Source organism: Amycolatopsis sp. NPDC114484 (genome assembly GCF_055633755.1).
In genome coordinates this window covers 191662-208563 of the sequence record NZ_JBVKDQ010000002.1, presented here as the reverse complement: position 1 = coordinate 208563, position 16902 = coordinate 191662, and the positions used below count along the sequence as shown (strand labels likewise).

Here is a 16902-nt window from a genome sequence, read left to right as displayed (position 1 = left end):
GTTGACCTCCGCGGTCAGTGGCTCCCCGCACTGGAGAGCCGCTGGAGCCGAAGCCCCTCGGGCACCCCCGACGCTGCTGGTGCTTGCGCGTGACCGGAATGAGGTCGCCGACTCACCCGCACCCCTGACCGAGCACCTCAGAGCCGATCAATGCCCAGACGGTCGAACTGCCGGTCATCTCAGCCTTCGAGGAATTTGAGCACTTCAGGGACGAACTCCTGGTGGTGCTGGAAGATGCCGCCGTGCCCGGCGTTCGAGTAGATCTTCAGCCGGGCGTTCGGGATCCGGCGGGCCAGGTCGGCCGAGAGACTGCTCGAGACCATCAGGTCGTGATCGCCGTTGACGACGAAGACCGGCCGCGTGATCACCGAGAGGTCGTCCGGTTCGCTCAGCCCCGCTGCCCGGATAGCCTTCAACTGCGCGCGGCGGGCCTGCGGCGAGATCCGCTTGTCCCGGCTGCGGGTGCGCTCCTTGAGCCGGGCCAGGTAGTCCTTCGCGGCCCGCTTGCCCTCGGCGTCGCGCGGGAAGAACAGGAACGTCCTCGCGTCTTTCACCGTGAGCGCGGCCTTGACATACGCCCCGACCGCGACCTTGGTGATCTCCTCGATGCCGCCGCCTCCGCGCGGACCGGTTCCCGCCAGGACCATCCGGCGCACCAGTTCCGGAGCCTGCAAGGCCACCATTTGCGCCACCCCGCCGCCAAGCGAGAACCCGAGGAGGTCGACCTTCTCCAGCCCCAGCGCCCGAATGAAGGCGACAGCGTCGCGGCCCATCTCCTCGACGCTGTGCGGCGCCGACCCGCCGGACCCGCCGACCCCGCGGTTGTCGAACGCGATCACCCGGCGCCGGGCGGCGATGCCGTCCATGACCAGCGGGTCCCAGTCGTCCAAGACGGCCATCAGGTGGTGCAGGAACACCACCGGAACCCCGTCGGCCGGACCGAACTCCCGGTACGCGAACGGGACCACGCCGACTTCGACCGTGCGGGTGGGCACGTCGATCCACTTCATGCTCTGTGTCGCTTTCATCCGACCTCACCTGATGGCATTGCGCTCGCTTACCTTATGGCCGTAATTTAATACGGCCGGCTTGAACCATGACGAAACCTCCCGGCCGTCACTCCGCAGCGGGCTCGTCTTTCATCGTGACGACGACCTTCCCGGCTCTCGAGCGCCCCTGCTCGACATAGGCCATCGCCTCGGAGGTCTTTTCGAACAGGAACGTGCTGTCGAGCACCGGCCGCAGCACGCCCGCGTCGTACAGGGCACCGAGTTCGCGCAACTGCGCACCGCTGGCCCGCATGAAGAAGAACTCGTACCGCACCCCGCGCGCCCTCGCCCGCTTCCGCACCTTGCGACTGAGCAAGCTCATCACCAGCCCCAACGGCGCCGGCGCACCGACCTGCCGGGCGAACCCCGCGTCCGGCGGCCCGGACACCCCGATCGCGAGCCCGCCGGGCTTCAGCACCGTGAGGGACTTCCCCAGATTCCGTCCCCCGAGAGAGTCGACGACGAGGTCGTACCCGGACAGCACCTCGGAGAAATCCTGCTTGGCGTAGTCGATGACGACATCCGCCCCGAGACTCCTCACCAGCTCGCCGGACGCCGCTCCCGCAGTGGTCGCCACGAGAGCGCCGAGATGCTTGCCCAGCTGGATCACCGTCGAACCAAGACCACCTGCCCCGGCATGCACCAGCACCTTGTCGCCCGGCCGCACCTGTGCGCGCTCCACCAGAATCTGCCACGCCGCCAAGGCGACCAGCGGCACCGCCGCCGCCTCCTCGAACGTCAGCGACTCCGGCTTGAGCGCGACGTCGTCCTCGTCGACCGCGATGAACTCGGCGAACGTCCCGATCCGGAGATCCCGCGGGCGCGCGTACACCTCGTCGCCGACCGCGAAGTCCCGCACGCCGGCGCCGACCGCGGCGACCACGCCCGCGAGGTCATGGCCGAGCACGAACGGCGGCTTGTACTTGACCAGCCGCTTGAACTCGCCGTCGCGGACCATCCTGTCCAGCGGATTGACGCTCGCCGCACGCACCCGGACCAGGACATCGGCCCGCCCTGGGACAGGCTCGGGCACCTCGGCGGCACGCGGACCGTCCTTGCCGTACCGGTCGACCACGAAAGCCTTCATGTCATCCTCCTGAGCCGCCGCCCCGGTCACGCCGGACCGTCCCGGCAACTACATCATAGTACGATCGTAATACCAATGCGGCGTGACAATGCTCGCCCCGATCAGCGCGTCAGGATCGGTCAGGCGGCCGCGATCAACGCGAGCGCGTTCTCGGCGCCTTCCTCCAGAACCGCCTTCGACAGTCTCGGATCCGACACCGCCCGAGCCAGCTGCATCGTCCCGACCAACATCGCGTACAGAGTGAACGCCTTCCCCCGCGCCGACCCCGGATCCTCCGGAGCGAGACGAATGCAGATCTCGTCCAGGATCGCCTTGGCGCCCTTCGTATACGCCTTCCGCGCAGGCGCGGCACAACGACCGATCTCGTCCAGCAGCGCGGCCGAGGGGCACCCGGCATCGCGGTGATCCCGATGCTCGCGCGAAAGATACCCGCGCACGAACTCCTCCAGCCCCGCCCGCCCCGCCGGCAACTCGGCGAAATTCGCCGCCTGACGACTCAACTGCTCCCCGACCACGGTGGCGACCAGATCGTCCTTCGACTCGAAATGCGCATAGAACGCGCCGTTCGTCAGACCGGCGTCCCCCATCAACGTCGCGATCCCCGCACCGTCGATCCCGTCCCGCTTGAACCGACGAGCCGCGGTCTCGACGATCCGCTGCCTCGTCGCCTCCTTGTGCTCCTTGCCGTACCGGGCCACCCGCACGCTCCTGCCTCGCATCGACAGCCCGACAACCCGGGCATCGGCACCATTGTATGCCGATCGACATCCGAACCCGTCGTGACAGTAGGATCATAATTCAAAAACGACCCGGGAACTGCCGATGAGGAGTTCGTCTTCCAGCTCGACAAGGCTCTCCGCCGCAAACTGGCGCACGGTGCCGAGAAGGGCCGTGCCTACTGGCAATTGCCACACGTCGAAGGCGTTCCCTTCGTGATCGCGGTCGGTGCCTTCCACAGCGAACACGCCCAAATCCACCCCGACCTCCTTCTGGCCCGCTACCTCTACGGCCTGGACCAGACCTTCAGTCACGACGAAGTCGACAATCTCGCCATCAGCCAGCATGAGCTGACTGAGCGCAGCAGCACCTGGCGCGTCAGGACGAGGCCAAGGCATGCCTCGGCAGCCGCTGGCAGGATCACGACCTCGTCTTCACCTGCCCCGACGGCAGTCCGCTGCATCCCGCGGACGTCTCGGACGAGTTCACCGATCTGATCCAGGCAGCCGACTTGCCCCCGTTCACCCTCCACGGAGCGGCGACGCTCATGCTTGCCGCCGGAGTGGACATGAAGGTGATCCAGCACATCCTCCGCCACTCGTCGATCAAGGTCACCATGGACCTCTACGCCAACGTCCCCCAGGAAGTCGCCGCCGACGCCGCACGGAAACTCGCGTCGGCGATCCCCCGGCGAACCGCCGTGCGCCGCGCCCGCGCTCTCGGACTCGCATCAGACCACAATGGACAGTCCAAGCCTGGGAGAAACTCGCCCGGACAGCACAAAACCCCAGGTCGCCGACCCCGGCGACCTGGGGTTCGAGAGTGGGCCGCCAGGGACTCGAACCCTGAACCCGCCGGGTAAAAGCCGGCTGCTCTGCGCGATTGAGCTAACGGCCCGCGGCGATGCGGGGTTGTGCTGCCCGTCGAGGGTTCGAACCTCGGTTTCCGCGTCCAGAGCGCGGCGTCCTGCCAGTTGGACGAACGGGCATCGGCTCCCGGTCCAGGATTCGAACCTGGGCCCGCGGATCCAAAATCCGCGATGCTGCCGGTTACACCAACCGGGAACTGGCCTAGCGAGTCGGATGCCCGCGGGTCGAACGCGGTGTCTACTGGTCCCGAACCAGGCGGGGTCGCCGATGCCCCTCGCATCCGGGATGCGGGCCGGGCCCGCGTGGTGGAAGGCCCCGGCGCCCCCTCGGCGCCGGGCCCGTACCCCTGCCAGGAATCGAACCTGGGACCTCCGCATTCGTAGTGCGGCGCTCTCTCCCGCTGAGCTACAAGGGTGTGCGTCCGGCACGGCGCCGGACCGCGAACGGCCGGAGGGCATCGAACCCTCTTCTTCGGTTTGGAAGACCGACGTGTCCGCCGAGTTCACCACGACCGCAGGACACGCCCTGGTCAGGGCGCGGTGGTGAAGGAGGGAGTCGAACCCTCACTGCCTTAACAGGCGCCCGGGTTACAGCCGGGTGGGGCCGCCACCGCCCCGTCTTCACCGTGCCGGCCCGGCGAGCGCGTGGCTGCCGGGCCCGGCGCTCGTCCTGGCCGCGGGCGAGGCGACGGGGACGAGTCTCGGAAATGTCTTGCTCAGTTGTGCAGTTGTCAACGAACCACGCCCATCGCGAAATGGGCAGCAGGAAAATACCGTCGCGACAATAAATTGCGGCGATCGAAATCAATGGCGTTCGGAGGCCCTGACGAAAAGAGCCGCCCGGATCGGTTTCCCGACGGGCGGCTCCCTGCGTGCGGCGACTGCCGCGTCAGGTCAGGGAGCGAATACCGCCGTGGAACCCGCCTTTTCGGCAGGATTGGCGCTGATAGGCCAGCGAACACTGGGCAGCGCGGACCGCGGCCGGATAGTGGCCTCGCATCTCCCGCTTCCGCATGTTCGTCATGACCGCTCCTTCATTCGCTGTTGTGCATTCATCTTCGCTCACCCGCGAGCGGTGCGTCAATCTTATTTTCCGGAGAGGTATTTCCGGCCGGGCTTTCCCCGGAAGACAGATCGTGCTGTAATGACCGAGTGCACTTCAACCCTTACGGTGGCGCGGGCGCGCAAGTAGCCGCCGACCTGGCCACCCTTGCGCAGCGCGACGACGTCACGGCCGCCGAGGTGCGGGCCGCGGGGCAGGCGCGCGACATGGTGCTGCCGCGCATCACCGCGGAAGAGGCGGCACGGATTCTCGAGTGGGGGCGGCGGCTGCACCGGGTGTTCGTCGCGGAGACGACCGCCGAACGGATCGATCTCCTGAACGAGCTGCTCGCCGTCGCCGCGTGCCGGCCGAACATCGCCAGCCACGACGGAAAAGCGCCGCACCTGCATTACTCCAGCGAAGGCGCGGGCGTGGTCGAGAGGTTCTACGCCTACACCGCGGGCGGGCTCGCGCATCTCGTGTGCGAGGAGCCGCACCGCCTCGGCGTCTGTGCGCGCGAAGGGTGCGGCATCGCGTTCGTGGACACGTCGCGCAACGGGCGCCGGCGCTTTTGTTCCACTCGCTGCGGCACGCGGGTCAACGTCGCCGACCATCGCGCGCGGCAGCTCGCGGGTTAGGCCGCGGGTCAGCCAGCGGTCTTCTCGAACGGCTGCAGCTCCGGGTATTTCGGCGCGACCGTGTCGCCGGAGGACTCGCCGCGCAGGCGGCGGCCGATCCACGGCAGCGCGTGTTCCCGGCCCCAGCGGAGGTTCGCCCCGCGCTGTTCCCGCGTCGACAGGCGGGGCCGCGGACCCAGCGCGGCGTGCGCGAGGCTGTGCGGCACTCCGAGCGCGTCGAGGACGGCGATGGCGATTTCGGTGTGCCCGGCCGCGTTGAGGTGCAGGCGGTCCGGGGACCACATGCGACGGTCGCGCAGCTGGCGCATCGACCACATGTCCACCAGCAGCGTCTCGTGCCGGGCCGCGATGCCGCGCACGTGCTCGTTGTAGATCGCGACCCGCCCGCGGATCTGCCGGAACAGCGCGTCTTCCACGCCGTCGACGCCGGTGAAAAGCAGCACCTGAGCGCCGGCCGCGCGGAACCGGGCCACCGCGCGCTCATACGAGCCGGCGAGGCTGTCGACGTCGACCCGCGGCCGCATCAGGTCGTTGCCGCCCGCGTAGACGGTGACGACGTCCGGCTTCATCGCCAGGGCCGGTTCGATCTGCTCGTTCAGCACCTGCGGCAGGAGCTTCCCGCGCACCGCCAGATTGGCGTACTGGAACCCGGGATCCCCGGCGGCCAGCACCTCGGCGACCCGGTCGGCCCAGCCGCGCACCCCGTTGCGCGCGGACGGATCATCGTCCCCGACACCTTCGGTGAACGAATCGCCAATACAGACTAAGCGGTTGGTCATCAGCTCAGTTTAGGCCCGGCTCCCCCGCCGCTCGCGACGGCGCCCGCGGACAACAGCGTAGCTCCGGCGAGGCCTCCCCAGAGCGCGCAGGGGCCGAGCGGCGCGAGCGCGGTGAGCACCGCCGGGGAAACCGCCAGCCCGACGCCGGTCGACAGTTCGAAGCGGGCCACCGCCCGTCCGAGCAGGCGCGCGGGCGCCAGGGCCATGACGAACGCCGTGGCGCTGCCCGCGTAGATGATCTCGCCGATGGTGCAGACCACCGAGACCGCGGCGATCGCGGGCGCCGCCCAGCCGGGTCCGAGCAAGGTCGCCGCGAGAAAGCCGAGATACGACAACGCCAGCACGACTCCGCCGCCTGCCAGTGCGGTCCGCCGGGAAACCCGCGACAGCAACACGGTGACCGGCACTTGCAGGGCGACCACAAGCACGGTGTTGGCCACGAAGATCGCCGCCGACCACACCGGGGACGCGTGCAGGTACGCGGTCAGCACCAACGGCAACGCGATCTCCGGGACGTTGAGGCAGAACGCGTAGACGACATTCGCCGCCAGCAGCGCACCCATCCGCGGTGCACGCTCCGCGGCCTGTTCCGCCATGGCGACCGGCGCTCGCAAGTGGACTGACCACGCCAGGACAGCGGCGATCAGATACGCGATCCCGGTGCCGATCGCCGTGGCCCGCAACGCATTCGAGCCGCCAGTGAGGCACGCGGTCGCGAGCAGCGCGCCGATGCCGAGCGCGGCATTGCGGAGGGAGCGACCGGCAGCGAGGACGGCGTCGCGTTCCCTGCCTTCGGCGAGCGTCGCGACGAGTGCCGCGTGCGCTGCCGGCCAAGCCTGGTTCCCCGCGGAGAGAAGAATCGCGGCACCGACGAACGGCCACATCTCCCCCGGCGGCGCGGCCAGCAGAAGCACGACACCGACCGCGCGCACCAGCATCGAAGCGGCCACCACAGTGGTGCGCGCGCCTCGTTCGAGCCATCGCCCCACGAACGGCATGCAGCCGAGCCCGACCACGACGCCCGCTGTCATGGCGGCACCGGTCGCGGGTGCGGACAGGCCGAGCACGGTTACGCCGTAGATCAGGAGAAACGGGCGCAACAGGCCGGTGCCGAGAGCATCGATGGCCGTGGCGGCCGCGTAGCGCGGGCCGCCGGGGACACGGATCAGCGAGCTCGGCCGGATCTTGATGGTCATGGTGCCCGACACTGCTGCGCGGACCTCGGGCGGAGCACGCCGATTCGCAGTTTCCGTCAACCGGCGAAGGTCCGGGCCGGTCGATCGGCGATGCTGGTGCGGTGCCGTTGAGGATCGACATCGCCGGAGTGCCGGCCGAGCAGGTGCGGTTCGCCGCGTCGCCGCTCGCGGAGCTGACCGCGATGCTGCACGTGCTGGCCGAGCCGGGACACCATCCGCGGTTCGCCGCGTGGGCGGGCGAAGTCTGGGCCGGGATGCGGCCCGAACTGGCCGAACGGGTGCGGGAGGCCGACTCCCTCTGGCGGTCCTCGCAAGCGGACTTCCTGCTGCCCGGGCGTCCGCGCCCGACTCTCGCCGAGGAGCTGGGCGAGGTCGACGCGATCGACCACGAAACGTACGCCACCGCCGCGCTCGTCTCGACCTGCGGCAGCACCCGGATCGCGACCCGCTCTCCGCTCGCCGACCCGGACTCGCGCGAGCGCGCCCTCGACCTAGCGCAGGCACGCGGCCCTCGGCAGGAAGCATTCGCCGAATCCCTGCTGACGGACCCCGCCGCCACACGAGCCCGCGTCCGCGACACCCTCGAACAACGCGCCGAAGCGTTCTTCGACAACGCGTGGGCCGGACTCGAACCTCAGCTCGCCGCGGATCTGCGGCACAAACAAGAACTGGTGCGGCACAAGGGAATCCGCGCGGCACTCGACGGGGTTTCCCGCGCGGTCGCATTGTCTGAGGACGGCTCCCGGATCGTCGTGGACAAGCTGCAGGACAAGGCGACCTCCGGCCAAAAAGGCGTCACGTTCATCCCGAGCGTCTTCGGCAGCCCGCACCTGATCGTCGTGCACGCGGCAGGCTGGCTGCCGGTGGTGCAGTACCCCGTCGCCGACGCGGCCGCGCCGGTGCCGCTGGAAACGGTGGAACTGCGGCTCGACGCGCTCGCCCATCCGGTGCGACTGCGCCTCGTCCGCACGCTGGCGCGCAGCCCGCACACCACCAGCGAACTCGCGCACAACTGGGATTTGTCCGCCCCGGAGGTGTCCCGGCACCTCGCGGTCCTGCGCCGGGCGGGCCTGCTCACCGCCACCCGGCAAGGCCGGTACGTCCGCTATTCGCTCGCTTTGCCGCAGCTGCCCTCGCTGGGCACCGACCTGCTGGCCGCCGTGCTTCGCTGACTCAGGTGCGGAGGCCGTCGAACAGGATCGCGATGGTGCGGTCGCGCAGTTCGCGATCGGCCCCGACGTGCTCGGCCGCCTTCGCCGTGCCGATGATCACCGGGATCAGCTCGGCGGTGGTGACGTCGCGTCGCACCGCACCACTGTCCTGGGCGCGCCGCAGCAGCACACCGAGCGATTCGCGCAGCCGCTCCCCGATCACCGAGCCCGTGCTGGGGACGCACACTCCGGCGGAGGTGAGCGCCTCGAAGTAGGCGTTTTTCGCGCTGGACATCTCGATCCAGCTGGTGAGGAAGGTGAAGAACGCGGCCCCGGCGTCATCGGCGTTCTGCGCGACCACGGCGTCCGCCTCGTCGACGAACCGGTGCAGCCGCGCGTAGAGCACGGCTTCCAGCAGCGCCTCTTTCGTCGGGAAGTGCCGGAACACCGTGCCGATGCCGACGCCGGCCTCGCGGGCGACCTCCTCGGTCGGCGCGCCGGTGCCCTTCGCCGCGAACACGGTCTCGGCGGCTTCGAGCACCTTGGCGCGGTTTCGCCGCGCGTCGGCGCGCAGCGGCTTGTCCTCGGTCACGGCTGTGATGGTAGTCGCGCGTCCCGGCCGCGCGGCGCCCGATCCGGGTCCATCCGGCGTGCCGGGCGGGCGGAAACAACCCGTCCGGAGCAGGCGTCAGGAATCGTCAAACCTCTGCCGGTCGTTCACACTGTAGTGTGACGACCGTCACGAGAGGTGCACGACCATGACTCTAGGCGACAACGAGGTCACCCAGTCAGTCCAAGCTTCCTCCGGCGACCGCCGGGTGCAGGTACGCCGGGCGGCCCTGGCCGGTTCGATCGGCACCACCATCGAGTGGTACGACTTCTTCCTCTACAACACCGCCGCCGCGTTGGTCTTTCCCCATCTGTTCTTCCCCGCGTCGTCCTCCTACGCCGGGGTCATGCAGTCGTTCGCCACCTACGCGGTCGGTTTCGCGGCCCGTCCGGTCGGCGCGGCGATCTTCGGCCATTGGGGCGACCGGCTCGGCCGCAAGGCGACGCTGATCGTGACGCTCCTGCTGATGGGCTTGTCGTCGGCAGTGGTCGGCGTGCTGCCCGGTGCCGCGACGATCGGCGTCGCGGCACCGCTTATCCTCGTCCTGCTGCGCCTCGTGCAAGGCATCGCGATCGGCGGCGAGTGGAGCGGATCGGTGCTGCTGGCGATGGAATGGGGCGACCAGCGCCGGCGCGGGCTGCTGGCGAGTTTCGCGCAGGTCGGCGTCCCGGTCGGTCTCGTGCTGGGCACCGGCGGGATGACCCTGCTGTCCGCGACGCTGTCTCCCGAGGCGTTCTCCTCGTGGGGCTGGCGGATCCCGTTCCTGCTCAGCCTGGTGCTGGTGGCGATCGGCCTGGTCATCCGGCTGCGCATCCTGGAAACGCCGATGTTCGCCGCCGCGGTCGCGGCCAAACGCACCTCGAAAGCCCCGGTCAAGGACGTCGTCCGCCACCACTGGCGGGAAATCCTGCTGTCGGCCGGATTGCGGTTCAGCGAGCAGATGCCGTTCTACCTGTTCACCAGCTATGTCCTGCTCTACGTCGTGCAACGACCGGAATTCAGCAAAACCTTCGTGCTCAACGCGGTCCTCGTCGGTGCGGCGGCGGAACTGCTGCTGATCCCGCTGTTCTCCCAGCTCTCCGACCGGATCGGCCGCAAACAGGTCTACCTGACCGGCGCGGTGCTGACCGGAGTGATCGCGTTCCCCTACTTCACCGTGCTGACCCACAGCGGCCACGCGATGATCTTCCTGGCGATCATCGTGTCCCTGGTGGCGCACTCGATGCAGTACGGCCCGCAGGCCGCGCTGATCGGCGAGAGTTTTCCGACGCATCTGCGCTACGGCGGCGCAGGCCTGGGCTACCAACTGGCGTCGGTATTCGCAGGCGGCCCCGCACCCCTGCTGGCGGTCTGGCTCCTGCACACCACCGGCACGCCCTACTCCATCTCGATCTACATCGTCGCTTCGGTCGTGGTGACGGTGTTGTGCGTAATAGCCCTGCCGGACCGCTCCAAAGCCGACATCGACGATCTCACCGTCTACACCCGCTAACTCACCGGGCGTGATGGACCACGCGGTAACGGAGGTGGGTGACGCCGCGGCCTTCGAGCCGACGCACGGGCTCCAGTTCGACCTGGCCGAGTCCGGTCGGTTCGAACAGCCGCCGTCCCTCGCCCAGCAGCACCGGGATGAGGTGGAGTTCCAGTTCGTCGAGCTGGCCCGCTGCCAGCAGGGCCTGTGCCGCTCCCGCGCCGTGGACCAGCACGGCTCGGTCCCCCGCATTTTCCCGGGCTTCGTCGGCACACGCGTCGACGTCGGTGTAGAACTTCGCGCTGCCCGGCGGCTCGTCGCCCGGGTCGACGTGGTGGGTGAGCACGTGGATCGGGACGCCGTCGTGGTGGTCGCCGTGCCACCGCTTGGCCAGCTCGAACGTCCGGCGTCCGGAGATCACCGCGCCGGTCGCCTCGGCCTCGGCGTACACCTGCTTGCTGACGCCTCCTTCCTTCCGATGGTCGAGCCAATTGAACAGCCGAAATCCGTCGCGACCGAGTTCCTGGCCAGGCCGGTCGTCCGGTCCGGCGATGTACCCGTCGACCGACACGGACATGTACAGCCGCAGTGGTGTCCTGCTCATTTCTCAATCCTTTTCCCGGGAAAGTCGGCGGCGGTCATGCCGTCGGCGTGGCCTGCGGGCCACTGAACGAGTTCGATCCGGCGACCGTCCGGGTCGGCGATGAACGCCGTCTTCATGCCGTCGTCGTGGTCGTGCGCCGGGGTGACCGGTTCGATCCGGCGGGCGGCCAGCACGTCGAGAGTGTCGGCCATCGACTCGACCTGCACGACAAGGTGGCTCACGTCGGTGCCGCGCTCGACCGGGTTGCCGTCGTGCACCAGTTCGACGGTGGCGAACTCGTCGGCGGGCAGCTTGAGCATGGTCAGCTGCCCGATCGGCGTCTCGGGCACGGTGCCGACGGTCTCGTAGCCGATCGCCGTGTAGAACGCCAATGACCGAGGGAGATCGGTCACCCGCAGTCCGATGTGCAGGGTCCTCATTCCAGTGCCTCCTTCGCGCTTTCACTGGTGCGTCGATCGGGGGCCGCCGGATTCGACAGCCGACACAAAAACGGGCTGCCACCCCGAAACCGGAGTGGCAGCCCCGTGGTAAGACGCGGTCAGCGCTGCGGCGGAGGTCCGCCCTGGGGTCCGCCGAACGGGCCCTGCTGCGGGAACGGGCCGCTTCCCGGCCCGGGTCCCTGCGGTCCGCCGAACTGCTGCGGCGGCGGCGCCTGGTACGGCCCGCCCTGCGGCCCCGCCGGAGGATGCGGCTGGGGAAGCGACTGCTGGTGCTGAGCGGGCGGCGGAGTGGCGGGCTGCTGCGGCCGCTCCGGCGGCGCGGGCGGCTCTTCTTCCTGGACCGGCGCGGGCGCTTCGGGCTTGGCGGCCGAAGCCCCGCCGATCGCCCGGCGCTCCGCCGACGCGCCCAGCGGCCCGTCGACCTCCTTGCGCGCCACCGCTTCCGCGGCCGCGACGGCTTCGGCGACCTTCGGGTCACTGCTGGTGTCGAACCAGCCGGCGACCTCGTCGTCGTCGAGGTCCGGCTTGGCCGGGGCGTCGTCCTTCGGCGGTTCGTAGCGGAACACGCCGTCGTCGCCGGGAGCGCCGAGCGCGCGGGCGAAGCCTTCGAGGGCCTTGCCGTAGTCGCTGGGGATCATCCAGACCTTGTTCGCGTCGCCCTGGGCCATCTGCGGCAGCGTCTGCAGGTACTGGTAGGCGAGGACTTCCGGCGTCGGGCGGCCGGCCTTGATCGCGGCGAAGACTTTTTCGATGGCTTTCGCCTGGCCCTGTGCCTGCAGGTAGCGGGCGGCTCGTTCGCCCTGGGCGCGCAGGATGCGGGACTGGCGTTCCGCTTCGGCGGCGAGGATCGCGGCCTGTTTCTGGCCCTCGGCGGCGAGGATCTGGCTTTGTTTCTGGCCCTCGGCGGTCTTGATCGAGGATTCCCGCTGGCCTTCGGCGGTGAGGATCATGGCGCGCTTCTCCCGGTCGGCGCGCATCTGTTTTTCCATCGAGTCCTGGATGGAGGCGGGCGGCTCGATGGCTTTGAGCTCGACGCGGGCGACGCGGATGCCCCAGCGGCCGGTGGCCTCGTCGAGCACGCCGCGCAGCTGGGTGTTGATCGAGTCGCGGGAGGTCAGGGTCTCTTCCAGGCTCATGCCGCCGACGACGTTGCGCAGCGTGGTGGTGGTGAGCTGTTCGACGCCGATGATGTAGTTGGAGATCTCGTAGACCGCGGCGCGGGAGTCGGTGACCTGGAAGTAGACGACGGTGTCGATGTTCACCGTCAGGTTGTCCTCGGTGATCACCGGCTGCGGGGGGAACGAGACGACCTGTTCGCGCAGGTCGATCCGCGCGCGGACCTTGTCCAGGAAGGGGACGAGGAAGGTCAGGCCGGGCGAGGCGACCGTGCGGAACCGGCCGAGCCGCTCGATCACCGCCGACTGGGCCTGGGGCACCACCATGATCGCCTTGACCACGGTGATGACGACGAACAGGGCCAGCAGCGCGACCACGACGACCGCTATTGTCGACAAGAGCGTTTCCCCTTACCTAGTACCGTTGTTCCCCGGACGGCGCTTCACGAGACGATGTCCACCACGGCCGTGGCGCCGGAGATCTCGACGACCGTGACGCTGGTGCCCGGCGCGATCGGCGGCTGCGACTCGTGCACCGCCCGCGCCGACCACACCTCGCCGCCGATCTTCACCTGCCCGGCATCATAGTCCACAGTGGACACCACCACGGCCCGCACACCGACCAGCGCGTCGATGCCGGTGGGGATGCCCGATCCGGCGAGGAAGCGGCGTTTGAGCGCCGGGCGGGCCAGTGCGAGCAGCCCGACCGAACTGACCGCGAAGACGGCGACGTCGATGTAGATGTTGCCGGTGAGCGCTTCCGAGCCGGCTCCGAGCAACGCGCCGACGCCGAGCATGATCAGCACGAAGTCCCCGGAGATCACCTCCGCGATCATCAGGACGATGCCGATGATCAGCCAGATCAGAGCCGCTGCCATGCCCTCATGCTCTCAGATCGCGTCGTGTCGCACCGGGCAAACTACTCGACGTGACCGACGCGTGACCTTGGATTTTTCCGGCAAACCGGACACTACGGAGCGTCGTCGCCCGGTTCGGTCACGAAGTCGATGAGCCGTTCCACCGCGCCGATCAGCGGCGTTTCGAGATCGCGGAAGCTGCGGACCCCGGCGAGCACGCGCTGCCATCCTTCGTACGGCTCGCCCCAGCCGAGCGCGTCGCAGATGCCGGCCTTCCATTCGGTGCCGCGCGGGATCTCCGGCCAGGCGCGGATGCCGACCGACGCCGGTTTCACCGCCTGCCAGACGTCGATGTACGGGTGCCCGGTGACCAGCACCTGCTCGTCGCGGATCTGCCCGACCAGCCGGGATTCCTTGCTGCCCGGCACGAGGTGGTCGACGAGCACGCCGAGCCTGCGGCCGGGCCCGGTGCCGAACTCGGCGATCCGGTCGGCGAGGACGTCGACGCCGTCGAGCGGTTCCACGACGACGCCCTCGACGCGCAGGTCGTGCCCCCAGACGCGTTCGACCAGTTCGGCGTCGTGCTTGCCCTCGACCCAGATCCGGGAGTCGCGCGCGACCCGCGCCTGTAGTCCCTGCACGCGGACCGAGCCGGACGCCGACACCTGCCGGGCGGGGGCGGCGGCCTTCTTCACCGGCACGAGCGTGACCGGTTTGCCCTCCAGCAGGAACGCGGCGGGAGCGAGCGGGAACACCCGGTGGCGGCCCTTGGCGTCCTCGAGGACGACGTTCCCGTACTCGATCTTCACCACCGCGCCGCAGTAGCCGCTGGCCGGGTCTTCGACCACGAGACCGGGCTCGGCGGGGACCTCCGGGATCTTCCGCTTGCGGGGGCCGGACAGCACGTCGTGATAGCGCACGGTCGGGCACGTTATCGCCGTGGCGGCGAGGCGTCCCGCCGCCACGCCGGGGACGGCTGTTCTCCGCGCGGCGACGGAACGGGCTCAGCTCGCCATCCGCAGCACGGCGTCCGTGAACGGCGTCGGCCCGCCGCGGCGGAGCGGGCCCATCGCCACCAGCGGTGCGAGCGCGACGCACCATGCGCGCACCCGGTCGCCGTCCAGGTGCGGGAGTTTCGCGATCCCGTCCTCCACGGCCGCGCCGTCGGCCATCGGCAGCACTGCCCAGTCGACCGCGTCGAACGCCGGGTCGCCGACGCACGGGCGCGGGTCGATCGCGACCGCGCCCCGCGCCGGCCCGGCGTCCAGGACGTTGCCCGGATGCAGGTCGCCGTGCACAAGCGCGATCGGACCGCTGGCGGCCAGTTTCTCGGACCGGGCGAGCCCGGTGCGCAGCGTTTCCAGCGGCAGGTGGGCTTCGGCCGGAGACCCGGCCAGGCGTTGCTCGGCGAGGCCGAACATGAACCGGACGCGTTCGAGCTGCGTCGGGAACGGCCCGGCGGCCGGGACGCCGTGCACGTCGGAGAGCAGTTCGCCGATCTGGTCCCACGGAACGTCCGCGCCGCGTTCGGTGAACGTGTCTCCTGGTTCGAGTCCTTCGAGCAGCACGGCGCCGTGGTCGAGGTCGGCGTCGAGGATCTGCACGACCCGCGACAGTCCGGCCCACGAGCCGAGCGCGGTGGCCTCCGCGGTCGCGATCGCGCGGTCCGGGCAGAGCTTGAGCACCTTCAGCACGCCCTCACCGTCGCGGCAGAGCAGGGTGCGGCCGGTGTTGCCGGGACGGGCCTCGGACACGGTGAGGCCCCATTGGCGGCAGAGCCGGTCGACCAGTGCGGGCAGCGCGTCGCACCACGCTTGCGCGGCCGGGCCGAAGCGGTGGACGAGGCGGGCGCGGGCAGCGTCGTCTATCAGGGCCGCCATCAGAACAGCGGCCAGGGGATCGCGCGCCAGTCGTCGCCGGGCTCGGGGAACACCGCCTCGGCGAGCAGGTAGTCGGTGCGCTGCGAAAGCGCCCGGATCTCGAAGGCGGTCAGGTGTTCGCCGAGTTCCGCGCCGAGACGGCCGTCGAGGTCCGCCCGGAGTTTCCGCAGCTTTTCGACGGCTTCGGAGGGCAGTTCCTCGCCGATCCAGCCCCACAGCACGGTGCGCAGCTTCGGGTCGGTGTGCAGGCAGATGCCGTGGTCCACGCCGTAGACGTGCCCGTCGGAAGCGGCGAGCAGGTGGCCGCCCTTGCGGTCGGTGTTGTTGACGACGATGTCGAGGACCGCCAGTTCGCGCAGGTCCGGGTGGTCGGCGTGGACGAGCACCGCCGGTTCGCCGAGCCGGTCGTGCGCGTGCAGCACGGTGCGCCAGCCTTCGGGGACCTCGTCCGGCGGGCAGACGTCGACGACTTCGGCGTCCTCGTCGGTCTCGACCCACAGCTGCACCATGCCGGGCCCGAACGGGCCGTCGCGCAGCACGGTGGGCGGGATCGCGCCGAGGCCGCAGGCGTCGGAGATCATCGCGGTCGCGACCTCGCGGCCGGCGAGGGTGCCGTCCGGGAAGTCCCATAGCGGGCGCTCCCCCGACACCGGCTTGTACACGACGCGGCCGGTGACGCCGTCGAGTTCGATCGCGCAGAACAGCGTGACGTTGGAGGCGTCGACCAGCCTGCCCTCGACGTCGATGCGGCCGCGGGAGACGAAATCGCGGGCGGCCTCCTCGGCTGGCCCCGGCGGAGTGCTCGCCACGGGCGCCCTCAGTCCTCGGTCACGTCGACGTCGCGCCGGTACCCGTTCTGCCGCGGGCAGATGTGCCCGGCCGGGTCGAGCGGTTCGCCGCACAGCGGGCACGGCTTGCGGCCGGCGTTGACGACGCGGTCGGCTCGTTCGGCGAAGGCGCGGGCGGCGACCGGGGTGAGGAACACGCGGACCGCGTCCGGGCCCTCCTCGGTGTCGTCGAGCACGACGGTCTCGTCGATTTCGCCCTCGGTGATCGCGAGCAGTTCCACGACGACCGCGCCGGAGTCGGCGTCCCAGCCGAGCCCCATCGTGCCGACCCGGAACTCCTCCTCGACGGGCACCGCGAGCGGCTCGACGTCGACCTCGTCGTCGGGGGCCTGTGCGGGCACGTCGGCCCCGAACCGGCTGGCGACCTCCTCCAGGAGCGACCCGAGCCGCTCCGCGAGGACGACGACCTGTTGTTTTTCGATCGTGACGCTGATCGTCCGCACGTCCTCCGTCGCCTGGAGGTAGAAGGTGCGGTCGCCGGGCTCGCCGACCGTGCCGGCCACGAACCGGTCGGGCTTGCGGAAGACGTGGATTACGCGTGACATAGCGT

The 16902-nt window shown here is 69.8% G+C and carries 20 protein-coding genes and 5 tRNA genes; 4 read left to right on the top strand and 21 right to left on the bottom strand.

From position 1 onward, the window contains the following. Positions 1-179 precede the first annotated feature (179 nt). The 4 genes from ACZ7SW_RS06840 to ACZ7SW_RS06825 all read right to left on the bottom strand — a co-directional run bounded on the left by ACZ7SW_RS06840 (position 180) and on the right by ACZ7SW_RS06825 (position 3200). Positions 180-1028, bottom strand: coding sequence for an alpha/beta fold hydrolase (locus ACZ7SW_RS06840; RefSeq protein ID WP_470229437.1), 849 nt, complete (start codon positions 1026-1028; stop codon positions 180-182). Positions 1029-1116: 88 nt separating this feature from the next. Beyond that, positions 1117-2136 (bottom strand): NADP-dependent oxidoreductase, encoded by a 1020-nt coding sequence (locus ACZ7SW_RS06835; RefSeq protein ID WP_470229436.1) that lies wholly within the window; start codon positions 2134-2136, stop codon positions 1117-1119. Between the two features lie 119 nt (positions 2137-2255). Beyond that, positions 2256-2840 (bottom strand): TetR family transcriptional regulator, encoded by a 585-nt coding sequence (locus ACZ7SW_RS06830; RefSeq protein ID WP_470229435.1) that lies wholly within the window; start codon positions 2838-2840, stop codon positions 2256-2258. An 87-nt stretch (positions 2841-2927) separates the two neighbouring features. Beyond that, on the bottom strand, positions 2928-3200 hold the full coding sequence (locus ACZ7SW_RS06825) for a hypothetical protein (RefSeq protein ID WP_470229434.1): 273 nt from the start codon (positions 3198-3200) through the stop codon (positions 2928-2930). 23 nt (positions 3201-3223) lie between these two features. Between ACZ7SW_RS06825 and ACZ7SW_RS06820 the strand changes: the two genes are divergently transcribed. Next, entirely contained in the window at positions 3224-3715 is a 492-nt protein-coding gene (locus ACZ7SW_RS06820) for a tyrosine-type recombinase/integrase (protein WP_470229917.1), read from the top strand. Here ACZ7SW_RS06820 and ACZ7SW_RS06815 read toward each other — a convergent pair. From ACZ7SW_RS06815 to ACZ7SW_RS06790, 6 genes are all read right to left on the bottom strand, one after another. Further along, a tRNA-Lys gene (locus ACZ7SW_RS06815) sits at positions 3677-3750 on the bottom strand. The genes ACZ7SW_RS06820 and ACZ7SW_RS06815 overlap by 39 nt on opposite strands. Positions 3751-3769: 19 nt before the next feature. Next, positions 3770-3841: transfer RNA gene (locus tag ACZ7SW_RS06810), tRNA-Gln, on the bottom strand. Positions 3842-3845: 4 nt separating this feature from the next. Continuing rightward, positions 3846-3917, bottom strand: a tRNA-Gln gene (locus tag ACZ7SW_RS06805). Positions 3918-4063: 146 nt separating this feature from the next. Continuing rightward, positions 4064-4137 (bottom strand) — tRNA-Arg (locus ACZ7SW_RS06800). 27 nt (positions 4138-4164) lie between these two features. Continuing rightward, positions 4165-4237, bottom strand: a tRNA-Gly gene (locus tag ACZ7SW_RS06795). A 373-nt stretch (positions 4238-4610) separates the two neighbouring features. After that, positions 4611-4745 carry a hypothetical protein gene (locus ACZ7SW_RS06790; RefSeq protein WP_470229433.1) on the bottom strand — a complete coding sequence of 45 codons (135 nt, stop codon included), beginning with the start codon at positions 4743-4745 and terminating at the stop codon, positions 4611-4613. Positions 4746-4873: 128 nt separating this feature from the next. Here ACZ7SW_RS06790 and ACZ7SW_RS06785 point away from each other — a divergent pair, with 128 nt between their 5' ends. Further along, entirely contained in the window at positions 4874-5401 is a 528-nt protein-coding gene (locus tag ACZ7SW_RS06785) for a CGNR zinc finger domain-containing protein (protein ID WP_470229432.1), read from the top strand. Positions 5402-5409: 8 nt separating this feature from the next. Here the strand turns inward: ACZ7SW_RS06785 and ACZ7SW_RS06780 are convergent, their stop codons facing one another. Further along, the gene (locus tag ACZ7SW_RS06780) at positions 5410-6180 is read right to left on the bottom strand and encodes an SGNH/GDSL hydrolase family protein (protein ID WP_470229431.1); all 771 of its coding nucleotides are present in this window, start codon (positions 6178-6180) and stop codon (positions 5410-5412) included. Further along, complete coding sequence (locus tag ACZ7SW_RS06775; RefSeq protein ID WP_470229430.1) at positions 6180-7376, bottom strand: MFS transporter; 1197 nt, start codon at positions 7374-7376, stop codon at positions 6180-6182. Before ACZ7SW_RS06775 ends, ACZ7SW_RS06780 begins: the two co-directional genes overlap by 1 nt. 101 nt (positions 7377-7477) lie before the next feature. Here ACZ7SW_RS06775 and ACZ7SW_RS06770 point away from each other — a divergent pair, with 101 nt between their 5' ends. Further along, on the top strand, positions 7478-8548 hold the full coding sequence (locus ACZ7SW_RS06770; RefSeq protein WP_470229429.1) for a DUF5937 family protein: 1071 nt from the start codon (positions 7478-7480) through the stop codon (positions 8546-8548). A 1-nt stretch (position 8549) separates the two neighbouring features. Here the strand turns inward: ACZ7SW_RS06770 and ACZ7SW_RS06765 are convergent, their stop codons facing one another. Next, positions 8550-9119 carry a TetR/AcrR family transcriptional regulator gene (locus ACZ7SW_RS06765; RefSeq protein ID WP_470229428.1) on the bottom strand — a complete coding sequence of 190 codons (570 nt, stop codon included), beginning with the start codon at positions 9117-9119 and terminating at the stop codon, positions 8550-8552. 166 nt (positions 9120-9285) lie between these two features. Between ACZ7SW_RS06765 and ACZ7SW_RS06760 the strand changes: the two genes are divergently transcribed. Continuing rightward, complete coding sequence (locus tag ACZ7SW_RS06760; protein WP_470229427.1) at positions 9286-10629, top strand: MFS transporter; 1344 nt, start codon at positions 9286-9288, stop codon at positions 10627-10629. Between the two features lies 1 nt (position 10630). On the opposite strand, the gene ACZ7SW_RS06755 is transcribed toward ACZ7SW_RS06760, so the two are convergent. The 8 genes from ACZ7SW_RS06755 to ACZ7SW_RS06720 all read right to left on the bottom strand — a co-directional run bounded on the left by ACZ7SW_RS06755 (position 10631) and on the right by ACZ7SW_RS06720 (position 16897). Then, positions 10631-11212, bottom strand: coding sequence for a dihydrofolate reductase family protein (locus ACZ7SW_RS06755; RefSeq protein ID WP_470229426.1), 582 nt, complete (start codon positions 11210-11212; stop codon positions 10631-10633). Further along, positions 11209-11631 carry a VOC family protein gene (locus ACZ7SW_RS06750; protein ID WP_470229425.1) on the bottom strand — a complete coding sequence of 141 codons (423 nt, stop codon included), beginning with the start codon at positions 11629-11631 and terminating at the stop codon, positions 11209-11211. The genes ACZ7SW_RS06755 and ACZ7SW_RS06750 overlap by 4 nt, the downstream gene beginning before the upstream one ends. A gap of 119 nt (positions 11632-11750) precedes the next feature. Next, on the bottom strand, positions 11751-13094 hold the full coding sequence (locus tag ACZ7SW_RS06745) for an SPFH domain-containing protein (protein ID WP_470229916.1): 1344 nt from the start codon (positions 13092-13094) through the stop codon (positions 11751-11753). Between the two features lie 116 nt (positions 13095-13210). Continuing rightward, on the bottom strand, positions 13211-13645 hold the full coding sequence (locus ACZ7SW_RS06740) for an NfeD family protein (RefSeq protein WP_470229424.1): 435 nt from the start codon (positions 13643-13645) through the stop codon (positions 13211-13213). 92 nt (positions 13646-13737) lie between these two features. Then, positions 13738-14544, bottom strand: a complete 807-nt coding sequence (locus tag ACZ7SW_RS06735; RefSeq protein ID WP_470229423.1) for a DUF3097 domain-containing protein — start codon at positions 14542-14544, stop codon at positions 13738-13740. Between the two features lie 84 nt (positions 14545-14628). Beyond that, positions 14629-15507, bottom strand: coding sequence for a phosphotransferase (locus tag ACZ7SW_RS06730; RefSeq protein ID WP_470229915.1), 879 nt, complete (start codon positions 15505-15507; stop codon positions 14629-14631). Continuing rightward, on the bottom strand, positions 15504-16313 hold the full coding sequence (locus ACZ7SW_RS06725) for an SCO1664 family protein (RefSeq protein WP_470229422.1): 810 nt from the start codon (positions 16311-16313) through the stop codon (positions 15504-15506). Before ACZ7SW_RS06725 ends, ACZ7SW_RS06730 begins: the two co-directional genes overlap by 4 nt. An 8-nt stretch (positions 16314-16321) precedes the next feature. Beyond that, positions 16322-16897, bottom strand: coding sequence for a DUF3090 domain-containing protein (locus tag ACZ7SW_RS06720; protein ID WP_116200612.1), 576 nt, complete (start codon positions 16895-16897; stop codon positions 16322-16324). Positions 16898-16902 lie beyond the last annotated feature (5 nt).

Excerpts from the sequence above, each read along its gene's own strand:
- ACZ7SW_RS06840 (WP_470229437.1), bottom strand. The coding sequence starts at position 1,028 with ATGAAAGCGACACAGAGCATGAAGTGGATCGACGTGCCCACCCGCACG.
- ACZ7SW_RS06835 (WP_470229436.1), bottom strand. The coding sequence starts at position 2,136 with ATGAAGGCTTTCGTGGTCGACCGGTACGGCAAGGACGGTCCGCGTGCC.
- ACZ7SW_RS06825 (WP_470229434.1), bottom strand. The coding sequence starts at position 3,200 with ATGCTGGCTGATGGCGAGATTGTCGACTTCGTCGTGACTGAAGGTCTG.
- ACZ7SW_RS06790 (WP_470229433.1), bottom strand. The coding sequence starts at position 4,745 with ATGACGAACATGCGGAAGCGGGAGATGCGAGGCCACTATCCGGCCGCG.
- ACZ7SW_RS06780 (WP_470229431.1), bottom strand. The coding sequence starts at position 6,180 with ATGACCAACCGCTTAGTCTGTATTGGCGATTCGTTCACCGAAGGTGTC.
- ACZ7SW_RS06775 (WP_470229430.1), bottom strand. The coding sequence starts at position 7,376 with ATGACCATCAAGATCCGGCCGAGCTCGCTGATCCGTGTCCCCGGCGGC.
- ACZ7SW_RS06760 (WP_470229427.1), top strand. The coding sequence starts at position 9,286 with ATGACTCTAGGCGACAACGAGGTCACCCAGTCAGTCCAAGCTTCCTCC.
- ACZ7SW_RS06755 (WP_470229426.1), bottom strand. The coding sequence starts at position 11,212 with ATGAGCAGGACACCACTGCGGCTGTACATGTCCGTGTCGGTCGACGGG.
- ACZ7SW_RS06750 (WP_470229425.1), bottom strand. The coding sequence starts at position 11,631 with ATGAGGACCCTGCACATCGGACTGCGGGTGACCGATCTCCCTCGGTCA.
- ACZ7SW_RS06745 (WP_470229916.1), bottom strand. The coding sequence starts at position 13,094 with ATGGTGGTGCCCCAGGCCCAGTCGGCGGTGATCGAGCGGCTCGGCCGG.
- ACZ7SW_RS06740 (WP_470229424.1), bottom strand. The coding sequence starts at position 13,645 with ATGGCAGCGGCTCTGATCTGGCTGATCATCGGCATCGTCCTGATGATC.
- ACZ7SW_RS06720 (WP_116200612.1), bottom strand. The coding sequence starts at position 16,897 with ATGTCACGCGTAATCCACGTCTTCCGCAAGCCCGACCGGTTCGTGGCC.